Below are 17,410 nucleotides of genomic sequence, written 5' to 3'. Positions count from 1 at the left end.
TCTACTTTCCTTTTTTGAATATATAATAAACTAATAATCCAAAGCCACTTACACTCAGGGCAATGTGATTTTGCTCCATAAAGTTTTGCAAACTCATTAAAATATTTAAATTATCATAGATATCGTAAAAGGAGCCAAGCCCAAGTAATGTAACACCAAGTATTAAAGACCATTTTTTTGATTTTTTAGTTTCAACATTAGTGTGTTGGGTACTAGGTTCTTTTTTTAGGTTGTTTTGAGTTTGTTGCAATATATCAAATACCATCTGTGGTAATTCTGGCAGTTTGTCGCTTACTCTAGGCATATTTTCACGCGTTCTTTTATAAAAGCCACTCCAGCCCATTTGTTCTTTCATCCATTTTTCTAGAATTGGGCGAGAGGTGTCCCAAATATTTAGCTCAGGACATAGGTTTTGACCTAAACCTTCTACGTGAAATAAAGTCTTCTGTAAAAGCGTAAGTTGTGGTTGAATATTCATCTTAAAGCGACGAGCAACATTAAAAAGTTGCATTAGAGTGTAGCCTAGCGATATTTCACTCATAGGTCGCTCAAATATTGGCTCACATACAGTTCTAATTGCTGACTCAAGTACATCAACACGAGTGTCAGCAGGCACCCAACCTGATTCGATGTGAAGTTCTGCGACTTTACGATAGTCACGATTGAAAAATGCTAGAAAATTACCTGCTAGGTAGCGTTGATCATCACGATTAAGTGTACCAACTATACCAAAGTCTATGGAGATATATTTCGGATCAGCTGGGTTTGTGACATCAATAAACATATTGCCAGGGTGCATGTCAGCATGAAAGAAACAATCATTAAAAACTTGGCTATAGAATATTTGAACTCCTCGTTCTGCTAATAACCTGCGATCTACGCCAAGCCTATCAAGAGTATCAATATCTGAGACGCTTACGCCACCGACTTTTTCCATCACCATTACAGAAGAGCTAGTATACTCCCAATGAATTTTAGGGATATAGTGAATAGGGTTACCTTCAAAGTTACGACGAAGTTGAGACGCATTTGAAGCCTCACGAACAAGATCAAGCTCATCAAAGAAACTTTGGTTGATTTCACCTACAATTTCAACAGGTTTAAACCTTTTAATGCCATTAAAAAGGGCTAACGTTTTAGCAACGATAAGCATTAATGAAGTATCGATTTTAAGAATTTTTTCGATATTTGGCCTTAAAACTTTTACCACAACTTCTTCATCTGTGTGCAGCGTTGCACTATGGACTTGTGCTACTGATGCAGAAGCAAGAGGGATTTCATCAAATGATTTGAAAATTTTCTCAAGTGGTTTTCTTGTGGCATTTTGTATTTGTTTAATTGCAATTTTGCTATCAAAAGCAGGAACATTGTCTTGTAACTTAGCAATTTCTTTAATCGCTTCAGGTGGTAGTATATCAGCACGAATAGATAGTGCTTGTCCAAATTTTATAAATATCGGACCGAGTTTTTCTAAAGCTTCTCTTAGTCGTACACCATGCTTGAGTCTACGCATTTTTAGGGAGTAGTAAAATGGGTTTAACAGTAGTATTAATCTTAAGCTTTTAATTTTAGTTGCTCGTACTGGTTCATTAAGTAGGCAGTATCTGTTAATGATATAAAAAATATAGATTAGTCTAAAAAATTTCTTAATCATTGAGCTGGCCTTGTAGTAGTTTATATTTTGCTTCTATTCTATCTACAGCTTGTTTTAGCTCCTTTATATCGCGATAGAAAATATCTATCTCATTTTGAGAGATTAAAATCTTTTTTTCTTCTGTAAGATAATCTTTTATATCAATAAGAGTTTCACCACGCGAGGTTTTTAGATATTCTCTAGCCTTTGTGAAAGGTTTTGCTACTATATTGGCAAACTCTGGGCTTGTCGCTTGAGATATTTTATAAATAATATCAATATCAATAGCCTCAAAAAATGTATAGAACTCTTTTAGATCTTTTAAACTACCTTCGTAATTTAGCTTATCAGTCATTATTAGTTCTTGAAGGTTTTTATTAAATACAAGTTCGATAATAAAAGCTAATTTACCACTTAAAAGATTTTTACTAGTTTGTGTATTTGCTGTTAGAGTTTGATTTTTAACTTCAAGAGTGATTGTATAATCTAAATCTGAGATATGTACACTAAGAGGTTTACCGTTTAATGGTAGTAAAAGGGCTGGCACTTGAGGGTCTAGCTTTGGTAATAAAGTTAGAGCTTTATTGATAGTTTCAATCATACTTTAGTATTTATATCCTGTATGTAATGCTACTATTCCACCTGTTAGATTTTGGTATTCTGCATTGTCAAAACCAGCATCAAACATCATCTGCTTTAGAGTTTCTTGGTCTGGATGCTTACGGATAGATTCAGCTAAGTATTTGTAGCTTTCAGCATCTTGAGTGATGATTTTACCCATAAATGGTAAAGCTTTAAATGAGTATTCATCGTATATTTTAGAAAGCATTGGTACTATAGGCTTAGAGAACTCTAGCACTAGTAACCTACCACCTGGTTTCAATACTCTACACATCGAAGCTAGTGCTTTTGCCTTATCTGTAACATTTCTTAAGCCAAAAGAGATTGTTATGCAATCAAAATAGTTGTCAGGAAAAGGCAAGCTTTCCGCATTTGCTTGTACATATTCGATATTACCAACACAACCTCTATTAGTAAGTTTTTCTTTACCAACCTCTAGCATTGATGAGTTAATATCGCTTAAAATAACCTTGCCTTCATCGCCAACTTGTTGGCAAAACTTATAAGCTAAATCGCCAGTACCGCCAGCTAAATCTAGTACTCTATCGCCTTTACGTACACTAGCTTTAGAGATAGTTATCTTTTTCCAAATACGGTGAATACCAAATGACATTAAATCATTCATAATGTCATACTTTGCTGCTACAGAGTGAAATACTCCAGCTACTTTTTGTTGCTTTTGTTCCCAAGGTACTTCTGAGAAGCCAAAATCTGTTGTTTTATTTTCTTTAGACATTTAAACTAAAGCTTATGTAATAATTTGTTATGTCATTATAGCAGAATATCCTATGTTTGTATTGGCTAGATGGCGAAAATGAAAGGATGTAAATTTATGTATATTTTATCTGGTGATATTGGTGGGACTAATACAAGATTAGAAGTATCAATTCTTGAGAATAAAAAGACTAAAAGTTTAGCTATAAGAAAGTATAAGGGCGCAAATTTTAACTGTTTAACAGATGTTATATCTACTTTTCTGAAAGAGATTGATCTAAAAGATAAGATTGATTCAGTTTGTCTTGCAGTTGCAGGTTTTGTTTCAAATGGTGAAGTAGAAGTTACTAATCTTCCTTGGCTTGTTTCAGAGCAATACATTGCAGAAGGTCTCGGTATAGCTCGTGAGAAAGTTAAAGTGATAAATGACTTTGAAGCTATTGGCTATGGGATTGAAAGTTTAGATAGAAAAAAAGATATTTTCACTCTTCAAAAGGGTAAATATGATGAGGATAATTTGTGTGCTGTAGTTGGTGCCGGCACTGGCTTAGGAATGTGTTTGGTAAGTTATGATAAAAATCATAAGCCTAGAGTCTATAAATCTGAAGGAGGGCATGCTGATTTTTCACCAGTTGATGATGAGCAGGTAGAACTTTTTAAGTTTTTAAGAAAGACATTTCACCGTATATCTCCCGAGAGATTTTGTAGTGGTTATGGTATATATAATATCCATAAGTATGTAGTTAAACACCCATTATATAGTCAGCCTGAATGCATGGGACTTAGAAGGGAACTTTTTAGTGTTTCAGATTCAGATAAAGCTGCTGTAATAGTTAAACATGCAGTTCAGCATCAAGAACCTTCAGCATTAAGAACTGTAGATATGTTTTTAAGTATTTATGGATCTATAGCTGGAAATCTTGCTTTGACAAGCTTACCATTTAGAGGCCTTTATATCGCTGGAGGTATTGCACCAAGGTTGATTGAGCAAATAAAAGAAGGTAAGTTTCTAGATAAGTTTAGAGATAAGGGTAGGATGTCTAGTATGATGAAAGATTTCCCTGTTCATATAATTACAAATACCGATGTAGGTCTTATAGGAGCGAGAACTTACGCAGCTAATCTTGTGTAGAACTTTTATTTGAGTAGTGCTTTATTATATTTCTAATAGAAACATAAGATAGATAGCACGCACCAGCTATAAGTATTGCGATATATACCACTAAAAATATTGCAAATATTAAGCCTAGAACTGCAATCTCAAGTGTACAAAATATAGCTAGTATTATTACTAAACAGGTATTTCCAAATATTTTTTTATATGGACATTTTTTTTGTTTTGGTTTTTCTGTTTCTTGGTTCATAGTATATTTTTTTAAAGTTGTTAGAAATATTTTATTTGTAATTATAGCTTAAGCTAACTAATTCTTCATATGTTTTGATAAATATATAGTTTGTATGATCAAAAATGCAAATGTTAAACCAAGAAGACCAAACATTTTAAAGTTCATCCATGTATTAGTTGAAAAAAACATTGCTATAAAAAGGTTAAGTGTCCCTAAACAAACAAAGTAAGCTCCCCACATGTTATTGATGATTTTCCATTTGTGGGCGTAAAGCTCAACGGAGTCTTTAAGTAACTTCTCCATTGGAGTTTCTTTCATAATATAAGTAGAGATTATAAGTCCAAAACCCATAACCCAGTTTATTATACTAACCTTCCATTTAACAAACTCTTCATTATGGAAATATAAAGTGGCACCACCAAAGATTACTACTAGTATAGCAACCAAAATTTGTGCTTTAGCAACTTTACGATACTTTATATATTCCCAAATTACTTGAGCAAGAGTTACTATGATTAATGCGGCTGTAGCATAAAATATGTCATACATTTTATAGACGGTAAAAAAAACTATAGCAGGCAGTAAGTCACTGATCATTTTATTCATAATTAGCTAAATTATTTAAGTAATGTATAATGTGCTAAAAGTATAACGTTTGTTATAGAGATTATGAAGAGATTAATAGAAATTTATAGTTATGGTAATAATTCCGCTGCTTTAAAAGAAGTTGCTGAAGTTCTTGATAAAAATGGTGTGATAGCTATCCCTACAGATTCTGGGTATGCACTAGCTTGTAAAATGAAGTCTAAAAAGGGTATAGATAAAATCATAAAGATACGCGACTTAGATAGTTCACATAATTTCACTCTTATCTGTAAAGATTTGTCTGAAATTTCAGAGTATGCAAAAGTTGATAATAATGCGTATAGGTTTTTAAAACGCTATACACCTGGTGCTTTTACTTTTATACTAAATGCAACTAAAAAAGTATCATCACTGCTTGTAACAAAATCAAAAAATACTGTAGGTATAAGAGTTAGTGATCATTATATTGCTCAGGCAATAGCTGATGAGTTAGGTGAGCCTTTAGTAGTCAGTTCTTTTATCTTACCTGGTAATGACTTGGTGGTTACTGATTGTAGCGAGTTAGATGATGAGATTATGAACAGTATTGATTTGACTGTTGAGTCAGAGTACTGTGGCTATGAGTCTACAACTGTTGTAAATATGCTAGAGCTACCTTATGAGATAACAAGACAAGGTGCTGGTGAGATAGACGCATAGGTTTTGATATTTCTATGAATAGTTATAAAACTATCTCTAAGCATATTCAGTTTGAAATCGAGCCAATTAAAAAATCTCGCTTTATAGCATATTTGTTTAAAGTTGAGTCTGAGCAAAATGCTTTAGATCATATAAACAAGCTTAAAGCAGAGTTTCCTACAGCCAATCATCATTGCTGGGCGTATGCTCTAGCAGATAATAATCAGTTTAGGTTTAGTGATGATGGTGAGCCAAGTGGTTCTGCAGGCAAGCCAATATTCTCCCATATCCAAGGACATGATTTAACAAATGTCTTAGTTGTTATCGTGAGATATTTTGGTGGTACTAAGTTAGGTATTGGTGGTTTGATACGAGCTTATGGACAGGCTACAAAAAAGGTTATAGAGTCAGCGGAGATTATAGAGGTTCAACCATGTAGTAGTGTTTGTATAAAGTATGATTATACAGAGACAGCAAGTGTTGAGACTGTTATAAAGCATTTTGATGCTGAAATAGTGAGTCAAAGTTATGATATCTTCATTACAATGACAGTTAAAATTAATGCGATAGATAAATTTGAATTTATTCAAGAAATTATCAATACAACTAAGGGTAATGCTGAGATTGAAGATATAAATCAGAAACTCTAGCTTATTGACACTTTTTTCTCGGTAACTTTAGTTAATAATTTAGCAACAATCAGTTATTATATACTTATCATTTTATGTAAGGATTAGGTTTTAAAAACCAATAAATGACACTCGAGTACGATAATTTTCTTTTTATAGCAATAGCATTTGCTTTTGTGATTTTGAATGGTTTCTTTGTTGTCGCTGAGTTTTCGATGGTTAAATTGAGATACTCGCGAGTTGAAGTTCTTAAAAAGAAAAAAGGCTTGAGAGGTCGAATTCTTTATAAAGTTCATTCAAGTTTAGACACTTATCTGTCAGCTTGCCAACTTGGTATAACACTTGCATCTCTTGCATTAGGTTGGATTGGAGAGCCCGCATTTTCAGAAATCCTAGAACCACTACTGTCTAGTCTTGGAGTTGAGTCGGTAAAGCTTACAAGACTTATAGCTTTTGCTATTGGATTTTTGATTATATCATTTTTACATATAGTTATTGGTGAGTTAATGCCAAAATCTATGGCAATACGCCAAACAGAAAAATGGTCGCTAGTAACCTGTATTCCTTTATATGTATTTTACTGGGTTATGTTGCCCTTTATTTGGGTTTTAAATACTACAGCAAATGGTTTGTTAAAGCTTTTTAGATTAGATAAGCGTACAGATAAAGATTTTGAGTATACTGCAGAAGAGATTAAGCTTATTTTGAAAAGTAGTCATCTCAAAAAACCCTTAAGAGAAGAGCATAGAGATATTCTTTTAAGAATGGTTGAATTTTCAAAACTACAAGCAGTTGATGCAATGCAACCTGTTGAAAATATGGTTAGTCTTGGTTATGATACGGACAATAATGCTAAAATAAATATTATTAAAGAGCATCTCTTTACCAGATACCCTGTTTATAGAGGTGACCCTACAAATATTGTTGGGATTATTCATACTAAAGATATTTTGTCTAAACTTAACGAAGATTATCATCAAGACGAAGTTTTAAGAGCTGTTTTAAAAGTTTCTCATCATGATCAGCTCATTGATGTACTTAGAAAGTTTCAGCAAGGTAAACCACATTTTGCATTAGTTTATAACAGTAATGATTTGGTCGGCTTTATCACACTTGATAATCTTTTGAGTATATTGTTAGGTAGAATGTCAGATGAATTTAATTTAGTGAAAGAGCCTTGGATTGTTTTATCAAAAAATAAATTTCTAATAAAAACAAATGCACCTGTTTATGCGATTGAAAAACTAGCAGATGTTGATTTATCTGAATACGATGCGGATAATATTTTAGACTTATTGCCATTGTTGATAAATGAGCCATTAAGAACAGGTGCTCACTATGAGCATGAAAAATTTTCATTGACGATAAATAAAGTGAAGAATAAAAAGGTTAAGGATATAGTCTTATATTTAAAGATTGATTAAAATTTACTTTCTGAAATATTTTTTTTGAATCCATAGAGATACATTTACAAGAGATATAAGTACAGGTACTTCAACTAGTGGTCCAATTACTCCAACAAATGCTTGCATAGAGCCAATGCCAAACACAGCTATTGATACAGCTATTGCAAGTTCAAAGTTGTTTGATGCTGCGGTGAAGCTTAAGGCTACAGATTGCTCATAAGATGCTTTAAATCTGTATGATAACCAAAATGATATAAAAAACATTAGTACAAAGTATATAGCTAGTGGAATAGCAATTTTTATAACTTGAAGTGGTAGTTCGATAATTTCATTACCCTTAGTTCCAAACATAAGAAGTATAGTGAAAAGTAAAGCAACTAATGTTAATGGAGATATTCTAGGTATGAAAACTTCATTGTACCATTGCTCAGATTTTTTATTTATGAGTATAAATCTTGTTAATGCACCAGCTAAGAATGGTATACCAAGATATATAGCTACATTTTTAGCTATATCACTCATGCTAATGTTAACTACTTGTGACTCTAGCCCAAGCATTTTAGGTATAATTGTAACGAATATATAAGCGTATGCAGCATATAGTAAAATTTGAAATATAGAGTTGAATGCTACAAGGGCAGCACAATATTCATTATCACCATTTGCTAGCTCATTCCAAACAATCACCATAGCAATACATCTAGCTAAACCAATCATGATAAGCCCAGTCATCACAGCAGGCTCATTATGGAAGAAGATAATAGCAAGGATAAACATAAGTATAGGGCCAATTAGCCAGTTCTGTACTAGTGATAAACCTAGAATTTTCTTATTTTCGAATATTTTCGGTAAGCTTGAGTATTTAACTTTAGCTAGAGGTGGATACATCATGATTATTAGTCCAAGCCCAATTAACCAGTTTCCTGAGCCAGAACTAAACTGATTTATAAAGTCTTGAGTTTGAGGTACAAAATGCCCTAATGCTATACCAGCCCCCATCGCTATAAAAATCCATAGTGTTAAATATCTGTCTAAAAAACTTAATTTTTGCATGATTTTCTCCTGATTTTGCTTAGTTGCTTTATTTCATCATCATCGTTTATCTCTTTGAAAACTTCATCCAGTATTTTTTTATAACAAGGCTTAATTTCTTTGGATAGCTTATAAAAAATCCACTTTCCATCTTTTCTTGACTCTAAAAGACTCTCTTTTGATAGGTTTTTGAGTTGGATTGATAAGGCTCCTTGTGTCAGCGGTATGAAGTCCATTAAGTCACACACACATAATTCTTTGTCTTGCAAAGAGTATAGTATGCGTAGCCTATTTTTATCGGAGATGACTTTTAAAAAAGAGATGGTTTCTTTCATGTATTTACATATTTATATTTGTAAATATGTTGTATTGTAAATGACATCCATGCATATGTAAATGTTTTTATGGTTGTATTTCTTTATTATCCCAATCAAAGCATTTTCCTGAGTCTTCTAGCTTTAAGCTTTCAATAACCTCTATAAGTTTGCTAGCAGAATAAGTCGGTGTAAAAAGTTTGCCATCAGGCACATTAGCTTGGAACGGCTTAGATAATCCGCTATCTACCGTACCGGGGTGTAAGGTTATTATGATAACGTTTTTGTTGGTTCTAGCGAGTTCAATACTTGCTGTTTTTGTAAACATATTCAATGCAGCTTTAGACATTCTATAAGCATACCAACCACCAAGTCTATTATCAGAAATACTACCTACACGAGCGGATATGCTAGCAAATACTGATTTTGATGCTTTGTTTAGTTTAGGTGTGAAGTACTTAGCTATTAATGCTGGAAATATTGTGTTTGCTGCGAAGATTTGTTCAAAATTTGTAGTTGAGATTTGTTTTAGCGATTTTTCAGGTGATATGGTGTCTGTATGAAGTATACCTGTAGTTACAAAGACTAAGTCTAAATTTTCATCAAAGTTATCTGCTAAAGCTTCAATGTTTTTTTCATCTGAGTAATTAGACTGTAAATAATTGATGTTAGCAAGTTTTGAAGCGGGTGGTTTTTGAGATATGCCGTAGATATTAGCATTAGGGTAAGTTTTAGAAAGTTTTGTTAATACAGCATTTCCAATTGCACCTGTTATACCAAATATTACAATATTTTGCATAAATTCCCTAATAGCTCAGTTTTTCTTTGACTTTACCCTTAAATACAAAGTATGCATAACCTGTGTAAAGTAGTAGTAAAGGTATCATTATAATTGCTGGGATTAGCGTAAATAGTAGGGTAGTTTGACTAGCTTGAGCTTCCATGTAAGTTAAGTGATAAGGTATTACATAAGGGAACATTAACGTAAGCATACTTAGGTAAGTAAGTATAAAAACTGTAACAGCTAGCCAATATGGTAAAGCATGAATCTTAGAGTCTATGATTTTCCATAGTATAAAAAAGCTGATTATTGTAAGTACAAAAAACTCACCTAATATAAACATTTTGTAAATATTATCTAATGGTAATGTGATATATAGAGGAGTCATAAGACCAATAACCAACATTAGTATAGCTAGTATTCTGCAAGATTTTCTAGCATACAGTTTAGCTTTTTCAAAAAGTGCTCCTTCTGTTTTTAGGATAAGCCTAGTAGCTCCAAGTAAAGCATAACCTGCTATAAGTGTAATACCTGTTAAAACCTGAAAAATTAAGCCATAAGTGACAGAGTCTTTTGGATAGCCAACTATAAGGCCACCAACGATAAAGCCCTCTAAAAATGTAGCTGTAATTGATGATATAAAAAATAGCTTATCCCAGTTTTTGATACCTTCCTCTGAAGCTTTAAGCCTAAATTCAAAACATATACCTCTAAACAGCAACATTACTACAAGTAGCACTGCAGACATATAAATCTTTGGAAATATAAAAGCAAATGCTATTGGGAACATGCCATAGAAACAAGCTAATGATAGTACTAGCCAAGTTTGGTTACCATCCCAGGTAGGTAAAAGTACACTTGTTGCAATATCTCTTTGGTTTGAATTGAAAAATGGGAAGAGTATGCCAACTCCAAGAGCAAAACCATCTAGTATTACATATAAAAGTAAACCAAAAGCTATTATACCGAGCCAAATTAATCCTAAGTCCATAATTTACTCCTTATCTTTGCTTGTTTTTTCAACAGACTGGAAATATGAGTACGGCATCCTTTCTTCCCCATTCGTTCCTGGACCTGCTTTAATAAGTTTTACTAAGTATTTGAAGTAAAAATATCCAAATATAATAAAGTAAACAACAAATATTGAACCTAAAGATAAAGCTACTTGCCATGCACTAATATCACTAACTGAGTATTGAGTTTTAACAAGATTGTAAACTACCCATGGCTGTCTACCAAATTCAGCCGTAAACCATCCTGTGATAATAGCAACAAAACCTAAAGGCGTTGCAAGCCTACATAACCATAAGAACCATTTTTGCCCATATATTCGTTGTTTTGCTAGAAGTAATGAGCCAACAACACCTATAAATACCATCAGCAATCCAATTCCAACCATAATTCTAAAACTATAGAATACTACAGCAACTAAAGGTCTATCTTCTTTTGCTACAGATTTTAATCCCAGCATTTCACCGTTTAGTTCATGGGTGTTTACTAAAGATGCAAGTTTTGGTATCTCAATTGCGAAGAGGTTTTTCTCTTGGGTTTCACTTGGGTAGGCAAATAGTACTAATGGTGCACCTTCTTGAGTATCCCATACACCTTCCATTGCTGCAGTTTTAAGTGGCTGATGTTTGTGTACTTCTATACCAACCTCATCACCGACAAAAAGCTGAGCAAAACTTAGGAATAGCATTGTCAATAAACTAAATTTGATACAAGTTTTTGCAAATAAATGAAACTTATCTATAAGCATGTAGTAACAACTAACACCAAGTATAACCATTAAAGTGCTTAGATATGAAGCGATAAGCATGTGAATAAATCTAGGTATTACAGATGGATTAAATATCACATGATACCAACTATAAACTTCAAACTGACCGTTTACAAAATTCACACCATCAGGAGTTTGCATCCATGAGTTTGCTGATAGTATCCAAAATGCAGATAGTGTTACACCAACAAAAATAACAAAGTTTGCTGAGAAGTGAATGTATTTATTAATTCTGCCCCAGCCGAATATCATAATCCCCAAAGCGCCAGCCTCTATAAAGAAAGCAGTAAGCACTTCATAAGTAAATAATGAGCCTAATACAGGCCCAACAGTTTTGGCAAATCCAGCCCAGTTTGCACCAAGCTGGAATTCCATCACAATACCTGAAACTACGCCCATCCCGAAGGTTAGTGCAAAAACTTTAGTCCAGAATTTAACTATGAGTAAGTATTTCTCTTTTTTTGTGATTAGCCAGAGTGCTTCAAAAATCATCAAAAAAGTTGAGAGTCCGATACTAAATGCCGGGAATAGAATATGAAAACTCACTGTAAATGCGAACTGTATTCTTGATAAAATTTCCACCCAATCCATGTGATTATCCTTCCATGTTTGTTAGCTAGACATATTCTCTTATAATGAGAGCCTTATTGCAACTTTCTCACAGTAATATTAACGCATTGTAATATTTAAAATATTTATATAGCTTATAATTAAGTAATAAGAAGTATTTGTTTTTAAATTAAAAAGGGGTATGTTATGAAGATACTAATTGCAGGTGGTTCAGGATTTGTTGGTGCAAACTTGGCTAAAGCACTTTCTGAAAAGTATAGTTTAACTTTACTTTCGCGCACAAAGCAGAACATAAAAGGCTATCAAAACACTATAGTTTGGCAGGATTTAAATGAATATAATATTTCAAACTTTGATATTGTGATAAATCTTTGTGGCTATAATATAGGGGAGAAACGCTGGAGTGATAAAGTAAAAGATAAAATTATCTCTAGTAGAATTGAACCAACCCAAAAACTTATCGAGCTTATTGGAGATAAGGATATATGGCTTATAAATGCTAGTGCAATAGGGTTTTATAGCTTCTCCACAAAGCCTCAAAATGAGGATGAATATTTTGATAACACTACGGAACAAGGCTTTAGTCAAAGTATTGTAAATCAGTGGGAAGCAACAGTGAAATCATCTAAATTACAGAAATATTCTATACTAAGGTTTGGTGTGGTTATCGGTGATGGCGGAGTGCTAGATAAAATGACAATGACAGCTAAGCTAGGCGTGCTAAGTAAGTTTGGTAACGGCGAGCAGCTTATGAGCTGGATCAGCATACACGACTTGGTAAAAGCTTTTGAGTTCGTTATAGAAAATAATCACTCTAAATATCAAACTTTCAATCTCACAGCACCAAATGCTACTTCTAATAGTGATATGGTCAAAGTTATAAAACAACTTACTAAAGCTAAGCTTGTAATGTCGATGCCTGAGATTATGATAAAACTAATGTTTGGTCAGATGGGCGAAGAGCTTTTACTTTCTAGTCAAAACATCAAACCTAAGAGGTTGCTAGGAAATGGCTTTAGATTTGATGATGATAATATTGAAAAAGCTCTAGAAAGATACTTGTAATATTTTAAATATACTCAACTGATTAAAAAGATTATATACAACCAATATTATTGAATCTGTACAGAACTCTTACAAAAACTAAAGATGATTTTCTAACGATAATAGCCTACTATTCACTTTAAGGAGAGATTGAAAGATAAACTGTTATATGCAGAAATTATGAATGCTGAGAAAAAATGGACTATTCCTATGCCAAATTGGAGTCTAACTATTTCGTAGTTAAATTGGGTTTAGATTTAATACAATGATGTGTGACTAATAAATCCTGACACAGAGTTTATTACATTCCCTAGCCAAAAAATTTTTTTACAAATTAATTAGTTAACTTGATGCTGCTGTATTTTGTTCATATTTTATAAATAAATATATTTAGTGGCGAATTTTGTTTTTTGCAACAAAACTGAGGAAAACTGTAGCATAGAGTGAGTACTTTACTTTTTAATAGAAGCTTATGTTAAACTACTCGCGCACTAGCTATTATGGGCGTTTTACCCATAATAAGTTTCTCAAGAAACAATCTTGAGCTTTCACTCCAAAGCTGGCTAGATATTAGAGGTTTCTTTTTAGGGTACCCACTAACGTTTGAAATTATAACACCATTCTCCAAAACTCTATCTCTATCATGTTTACTTCCCTCAACGTTACCTCCATCTGATATTGCTAAATCAACTATTATAATATCTTTTAGTTGCTGAAGCATTTCTTGTGTGATAAAAAGAGGCGCGCCTAACTTAGACCTTGCTGAAGTAATAACTATATCGGCATCCATAATTTCTACTAAAATTGTCCTCTGATTATTTTCTAACTTGTCTAGACTTTTATCTAATAAGAATGCTTTATTATTATCTTGTTTAATAGCTAAAGCATCAACTTTTTGAGTGCAAAATACTGTAATATCATAGCCTAGCTGCTGAGCTTTTGTGTAAGCAGATTTTCCTGCGATACCATAACCGATTATTACTATCTTATTGATCTTATTAGATTTAGTTATTGCATCTTCTAAAGCTAGCTCTCCCGTAAGCTTACTCATTTTCTCTAAAAGATTAAGAGGGTCACCTTTTTCTGTTTCTAAGTAATCTAAGCTAAATGCTTTTAAACCAGCTTTTTTATATTTTACTAAATGATTGCTATCTTTTTCTTTTGGATCTAGTGTTCCAATAATGATTGTTCCTGGACAAATATATGTTAATTCTTCTAGCTCCCTATCGCTATTAGCTCTTTTAGCCCGCACTATAATGTCTATATTTTCAAAAAGGGTTTGCAGTTTTGACTCTCTAATTGTAGCTCCGGCCTTTTTAAAATCAGAATCATCTATATTAACCCCATTTCCTGCTCCTGATTCCACATATATATTTAGCCCTTTTGTTACTAATATATGAATATCTTGGGGTAATAAAGCAATTCTAGTTTCATTGGCATTACTTTCTTTAACCAGTAATATATTTTTCATATTTTTCTATTAAATATATAGATAGTTTATCTACTTATATTACACGAACAAAAGTTTTTATCTGCTTAGTTCTCTAGCATATAGTTTATTTCCTAATATTCTTTTGAATCACATGATTAGCATCATCAATTAACCAAAAATCAATACAATCTCTATTCTTAAGAACCCTATTATATTCTGACCAATTTGTTATTTTAAGGAGAGGTTGAAAGATGATTTGGATTTAGTGTAATAATATGTGACTAATAAATCATGACACAGAGTTTTATTATATTCCCCCTACTTTAGATTATCTTGTAGGTTTTCATCTTCGTCTACTATATTATTATGTTCAACAGGTATTCTAACAGTTACAGTTATGCCTTTGTCTGGGTTGTTCTTAACTACTATATGTCCATGATGTAGTCGGACAATCTCTGTGACAATAGCAAGCCCAAGACCACTACCTTCTTCTCCCGTTCCAGTTTCACGATAAAATCTATCAAAGATTCGATTAATATTTTCTGGAGGTACACCAATTCCGTTATCTTTGACTTCGACAACTATTTCATTGTTTTCAAGGTGAGAATAAACCTCAACAAGACCACCATTTTCAGTATATTTTATTGCGTTTGAAATCAGGTTTTTAAAGAGAATTCCAAGCAGGTAGTCATTACTATAGCAGTAAATATCATGCTCACTAGGGTGGAAAGATATTTCTATGTCTTTTTCTATAGCTTTTATGGCATTTTCAGCAATAAGTATTTCAAGTACTTTATTTATCATTAGCTTTTTGGCAAAAGTGATTTGCTCATTTGGCTGAATTCTAGTTAAAGTTAAAAGCTGGTCAATAATGTGAGAATATCTATTTGTTGAGCTTTTAATTCTATTTAATCTGACTTTTATTTCATCGATATCATCAGAACCTAAAGCTATCTCGACAAGAGTCTTTACACCAGCGATCGGTGTTTTAAGCTCATGTGCAGCATCTCCCGAAAACCTCTTTTCTCGTTCAAGAGTTTGGTGGAACTTGCTTATCAAAGAGTTAATTTGCTCAACAAGAGGTTTAATCTCATAGGGGACAATGTCATCATCTAACTTTTCATTTTTACGTGGATTTATGCGTCCAACTCTACGATTTATACGCTCAAGTGGATGAAGAGCTGTTCTTAGTATGTAATATATAAAAGCAATTAATATTATATAAGTGGATGCAAGAAGCACTGCAAATTTGAGAATTATTTGTCGAGAAATTTTATCTTTTACTGCATTATTAGCAAAGACTGTGATGAAATTACCATTATCTGTTTTTAAGCTGTATGTATACCAGTGTTTTTGGTTGCCATCGCTATCAGTATAAACCCATTCAAACCCAGTTGTTGAAGTAATTCCATCATAATTTTTTCTAAATACAGGAAGGTTGGATGTTTTAAGAATTAACTTTCTCTGTTTACGGTTATACACAATAAAGCCTACACTTTGATTGTAGTTTTTAATATTTAGGAATGATGTCGAAATTTTATCAATCATCATATGTTTAGCATCTTCATGCTCCTCTAAAGGATAGACTTTTAAAATAGTCTCAATAACTTGAGCAGCAGTTTTTAGTTGATAATCAAATAAGGCATCGTTTTGATGCTTTATTTGATAAAAACTAAAAATTGATATTACTAACATAAAAACAGCAAAGAAACTTGCAAATGAAACTACTAGAAAGCTCAGTATTGATCCTTCTTTTTTCTTTTTTATAGCCATGTTTTTTATATTTTAGATATTTGTATGTTTGTATTATAGATAATTTTAAAATTTATTATTAGTTTTATAGTTGTTATAATCAATTTAAGTTAGCTGAAATAATAAAAATTGAGACACTATCTTATATGACTGGAAATAATACCCCATTTTATACTAAGCACTATGAAGCATCGACATTGTCTTTTTATACAAGAGAGGATTTGAGATTCGATCTTTTAATCACTTGTCCTCATGCAGAGCTTGGTAAAAACTTTATTGAGGTTGATTATCCAGAGCTTATCGATAAAGTAGGTTTGAAGAAAAAAGATTTTGAAGATTTTTTATCGATAGAGTATGACTTTGGGACTCATACTTTAAGTCATCAAATAGCTGCCAAACTTTTTCGTGAGCATGGTATTTGTACACTTGTGTTTGAGCCGTCATTTCCAAGGTCAGTGCTAGATGCTGGTAGATTATATCCAAACTGTATTCGCAACATCGTTGACTATGAAAAGCATCCCGACCTTAAGGAATCATTAGTGAATTTGTATGAGGCATATATGGCTAAACTATGCCATGTAGTAGCAGTTGCAAAAAACTATAATGCTTTAGCTATTGATTTACATACAATGTCAAGCTATTCACCAGATGTGGTTCAAGAGAGATATTCTGAGGCTATAAGTGAAACACCAGATAACCTTTTAAAATATATAAGCTTATACAAAAATAGTCATAAAGATGGAGAAAAAAGAAGTATAGAACTTTTTAGTGGAGATGCAAGGAATGGTATTTTTGCATCAACAGAACTTCTTAAGAGTTTATATAGAGAAATTCAGGCTCGAGATATAATGGTTCAGTTTGATAAGCCATATATTTTAGCAGAGCATTTGGTGGCACATTACTTGGTATGTGAGTTATCAGCGGTATGTATTGATATCCCTAAAGACTTAGTTTCAAGAGTTACTACCGAAGATGAAGACTATGACATTGCTAATCTAGAAATAGATGATGGTAAGCTGGAAATTATGGCAAGCATATTTACTAGCTCTGTTGTCAAAGCACGTGATTTATTAAAACTAAAAGAGGTGTGAGA

Annotated in this window: 18 protein-coding genes; 6 read left to right on the top strand and 12 right to left on the bottom strand. The window is 32.7% G+C overall.

The genetic code is table 11. The annotated features are described in order from the left end of the window. Position 1 precedes the first annotated feature (1 nt). From ubiB to ubiE, 3 genes are read right to left on the bottom strand one after another with little or no spacing between them, the layout of a single operon-like run. Complete coding sequence (ubiB, locus tag FLM55_RS04250) at positions 2-1,654, bottom strand: ubiquinone biosynthesis regulatory protein kinase UbiB (RefSeq protein WP_178948195.1); 1,653 nt, start codon at positions 1,652-1,654, stop codon at positions 2-4. Next, positions 1,647-2,234, bottom strand: a complete 588-nt coding sequence (locus tag FLM55_RS04245; protein ID WP_178948194.1) for an SCP2 domain-containing protein — start codon at positions 2,232-2,234, stop codon at positions 1,647-1,649. Before FLM55_RS04245 ends, ubiB begins: the two co-directional genes overlap by 8 nt. Before the next feature lie 3 nt (positions 2,235-2,237). Then, positions 2,238-2,990, bottom strand: a complete 753-nt coding sequence (ubiE, locus tag FLM55_RS04240; RefSeq protein WP_178948193.1) for a bifunctional demethylmenaquinone methyltransferase/2-methoxy-6-polyprenyl-1,4-benzoquinol methylase UbiE — start codon at positions 2,988-2,990, stop codon at positions 2,238-2,240. A 96-nt stretch (positions 2,991-3,086) separates the two neighbouring features. Here ubiE and glk point away from each other — a divergent pair, with 96 nt between their 5' ends. Continuing rightward, entirely contained in the window at positions 3,087-4,100 is a 1,014-nt protein-coding gene (glk, locus tag FLM55_RS04235; protein WP_112869405.1) for a glucokinase, read from the top strand. Here glk and FLM55_RS04230 read toward each other — a convergent pair. Then, complete coding sequence (locus tag FLM55_RS04230; protein ID WP_178948192.1) at positions 4,087-4,332, bottom strand: hypothetical protein; 246 nt, start codon at positions 4,330-4,332, stop codon at positions 4,087-4,089. The genes glk and FLM55_RS04230 overlap by 14 nt on opposite strands. Before the next feature lie 57 nt (positions 4,333-4,389). Then, positions 4,390-4,920: a septation protein A gene (locus FLM55_RS04225; RefSeq protein WP_178948191.1), complete on the bottom strand. Its 531-nt coding sequence runs from the start codon at positions 4,918-4,920 to the stop codon at positions 4,390-4,392. A gap of 63 nt (positions 4,921-4,983) precedes the next feature. Between FLM55_RS04225 and FLM55_RS04220 the strand changes: the two genes are divergently transcribed. The 3 genes from FLM55_RS04220 (at position 4,984) to FLM55_RS04210 (ending at position 7,630) form a co-directional block, all read left to right on the top strand. Next, on the top strand, positions 4,984-5,598 hold the full coding sequence (locus FLM55_RS04220; protein WP_178948190.1) for an L-threonylcarbamoyladenylate synthase: 615 nt from the start codon (positions 4,984-4,986) through the stop codon (positions 5,596-5,598). 14 nt (positions 5,599-5,612) lie between these two features. Next, positions 5,613-6,227 (top strand): YigZ family protein, encoded by a 615-nt coding sequence (locus FLM55_RS04215; protein WP_178948189.1) that lies wholly within the window; start codon positions 5,613-5,615, stop codon positions 6,225-6,227. Between the two features lie 104 nt (positions 6,228-6,331). Then, the gene (locus FLM55_RS04210) at positions 6,332-7,630 is read left to right on the top strand and encodes a hemolysin family protein (protein WP_178948188.1); all 1,299 of its coding nucleotides are present in this window, start codon (positions 6,332-6,334) and stop codon (positions 7,628-7,630) included. Between the two features lie 3 nt (positions 7,631-7,633). Here the strand turns inward: FLM55_RS04210 and arsB are convergent, their stop codons facing one another. From arsB to FLM55_RS04185, 5 genes are all read right to left on the bottom strand, one after another. Next, on the bottom strand, positions 7,634-8,665 hold the full coding sequence (arsB, locus tag FLM55_RS04205; protein WP_178948187.1) for an ACR3 family arsenite efflux transporter: 1,032 nt from the start codon (positions 8,663-8,665) through the stop codon (positions 7,634-7,636). Beyond that, positions 8,653-8,979, bottom strand: a complete 327-nt coding sequence (locus FLM55_RS04200; RefSeq protein ID WP_178948186.1) for a metalloregulator ArsR/SmtB family transcription factor — start codon at positions 8,977-8,979, stop codon at positions 8,653-8,655. Before FLM55_RS04200 ends, arsB begins: the two co-directional genes overlap by 13 nt. A gap of 67 nt (positions 8,980-9,046) precedes the next feature. Further along, positions 9,047-9,757 (bottom strand): SDR family NAD(P)-dependent oxidoreductase, encoded by a 711-nt coding sequence (locus FLM55_RS04195; RefSeq protein ID WP_178948185.1) that lies wholly within the window; start codon positions 9,755-9,757, stop codon positions 9,047-9,049. 7 nt (positions 9,758-9,764) lie between these two features. Further along, positions 9,765-10,730 (bottom strand): cytochrome d ubiquinol oxidase subunit II, encoded by a 966-nt coding sequence (locus tag FLM55_RS04190; RefSeq protein ID WP_178948184.1) that lies wholly within the window; start codon positions 10,728-10,730, stop codon positions 9,765-9,767. Between the two features lie 3 nt (positions 10,731-10,733). After that, complete coding sequence (locus FLM55_RS04185; protein ID WP_178948183.1) at positions 10,734-12,110, bottom strand: cytochrome ubiquinol oxidase subunit I; 1,377 nt, start codon at positions 12,108-12,110, stop codon at positions 10,734-10,736. A 165-nt stretch (positions 12,111-12,275) separates the two neighbouring features. Between FLM55_RS04185 and FLM55_RS04180 the strand changes: the two genes are divergently transcribed. After that, on the top strand, positions 12,276-13,154 hold the full coding sequence (locus FLM55_RS04180) for a TIGR01777 family oxidoreductase (protein ID WP_178948182.1): 879 nt from the start codon (positions 12,276-12,278) through the stop codon (positions 13,152-13,154). A gap of 454 nt (positions 13,155-13,608) precedes the next feature. On the opposite strand, the gene FLM55_RS04175 is transcribed toward FLM55_RS04180, so the two are convergent. Continuing rightward, positions 13,609-14,604 carry a hypothetical protein gene (locus tag FLM55_RS04175; protein WP_178948181.1) on the bottom strand — a complete coding sequence of 332 codons (996 nt, stop codon included), beginning with the start codon at positions 14,602-14,604 and terminating at the stop codon, positions 13,609-13,611. Between the two features lie 279 nt (positions 14,605-14,883). After that, entirely contained in the window at positions 14,884-16,338 is a 1,455-nt protein-coding gene (locus FLM55_RS04170) for a HAMP domain-containing sensor histidine kinase (RefSeq protein ID WP_178948180.1), read from the bottom strand. 125 nt (positions 16,339-16,463) lie between these two features. On the opposite strand from FLM55_RS04170, the gene FLM55_RS04165 reads away from it, so the two are divergent. After that, positions 16,464-17,408: a hypothetical protein gene (locus FLM55_RS04165; RefSeq protein WP_178948179.1), complete on the top strand. Its 945-nt coding sequence runs from the start codon at positions 16,464-16,466 to the stop codon at positions 17,406-17,408. Positions 17,409-17,410 lie beyond the last annotated feature (2 nt).

The organism is Francisella sp. Scap27 (assembly GCF_013394105.1).
Taxonomy (GTDB): Bacteria; Pseudomonadota; Gammaproteobacteria; order Francisellales; family Francisellaceae; genus Francisella; species Francisella adeliensis.
Note: the sequence above shows the minus strand (reverse complement) of the source record. Positions and strands in the feature narration are given on the sequence as shown.

Coding starts and splice junctions, on each gene's coding strand:
- ubiB (WP_178948195.1), bottom strand. CDS start 1,654: ATGATTAAGAAATTTTTTAGACTAATCTATATTTTTTATATCATTAAC.
- FLM55_RS04245 (WP_178948194.1), bottom strand. CDS start 2,234: ATGATTGAAACTATCAATAAAGCTCTAACTTTATTACCAAAGCTAGAC.
- ubiE (WP_178948193.1), bottom strand. CDS start 2,990: ATGTCTAAAGAAAATAAAACAACAGATTTTGGCTTCTCAGAAGTACCT.
- glk (WP_112869405.1), top strand. CDS start 3,087: ATGTATATTTTATCTGGTGATATTGGTGGGACTAATACAAGATTAGAA.
- FLM55_RS04230 (WP_178948192.1), bottom strand. CDS start 4,332: ATGAACCAAGAAACAGAAAAACCAAAACAAAAAAAATGTCCATATAAA.
- FLM55_RS04225 (WP_178948191.1), bottom strand. CDS start 4,920: ATGAATAAAATGATCAGTGACTTACTGCCTGCTATAGTTTTTTTTACC.
- FLM55_RS04220 (WP_178948190.1), top strand. CDS start 4,984: ATGAAGAGATTAATAGAAATTTATAGTTATGGTAATAATTCCGCTGCT.
- FLM55_RS04215 (WP_178948189.1), top strand. CDS start 5,613: ATGAATAGTTATAAAACTATCTCTAAGCATATTCAGTTTGAAATCGAG.
- FLM55_RS04210 (WP_178948188.1), top strand. CDS start 6,332: ATGACACTCGAGTACGATAATTTTCTTTTTATAGCAATAGCATTTGCT.
- arsB (WP_178948187.1), bottom strand. CDS start 8,665: ATGCAAAAATTAAGTTTTTTAGACAGATATTTAACACTATGGATTTTT.
- FLM55_RS04200 (WP_178948186.1), bottom strand. CDS start 8,979: ATGAAAGAAACCATCTCTTTTTTAAAAGTCATCTCCGATAAAAATAGG.
- FLM55_RS04195 (WP_178948185.1), bottom strand. CDS start 9,757: ATGCAAAATATTGTAATATTTGGTATAACAGGTGCAATTGGAAATGCT.
- FLM55_RS04190 (WP_178948184.1), bottom strand. CDS start 10,730: ATGGACTTAGGATTAATTTGGCTCGGTATAATAGCTTTTGGTTTACTT.
- FLM55_RS04185 (WP_178948183.1), bottom strand. CDS start 12,110: ATGGATTGGGTGGAAATTTTATCAAGAATACAGTTCGCATTTACAGTG.
- FLM55_RS04180 (WP_178948182.1), top strand. CDS start 12,276: ATGAAGATACTAATTGCAGGTGGTTCAGGATTTGTTGGTGCAAACTTG.
- FLM55_RS04175 (WP_178948181.1), bottom strand. CDS start 14,604: ATGAAAAATATATTACTGGTTAAAGAAAGTAATGCCAATGAAACTAGA.
- FLM55_RS04170 (WP_178948180.1), bottom strand. CDS start 16,338: ATGGCTATAAAAAAGAAAAAAGAAGGATCAATACTGAGCTTTCTAGTA.
- FLM55_RS04165 (WP_178948179.1), top strand. CDS start 16,464: ATGACTGGAAATAATACCCCATTTTATACTAAGCACTATGAAGCATCG.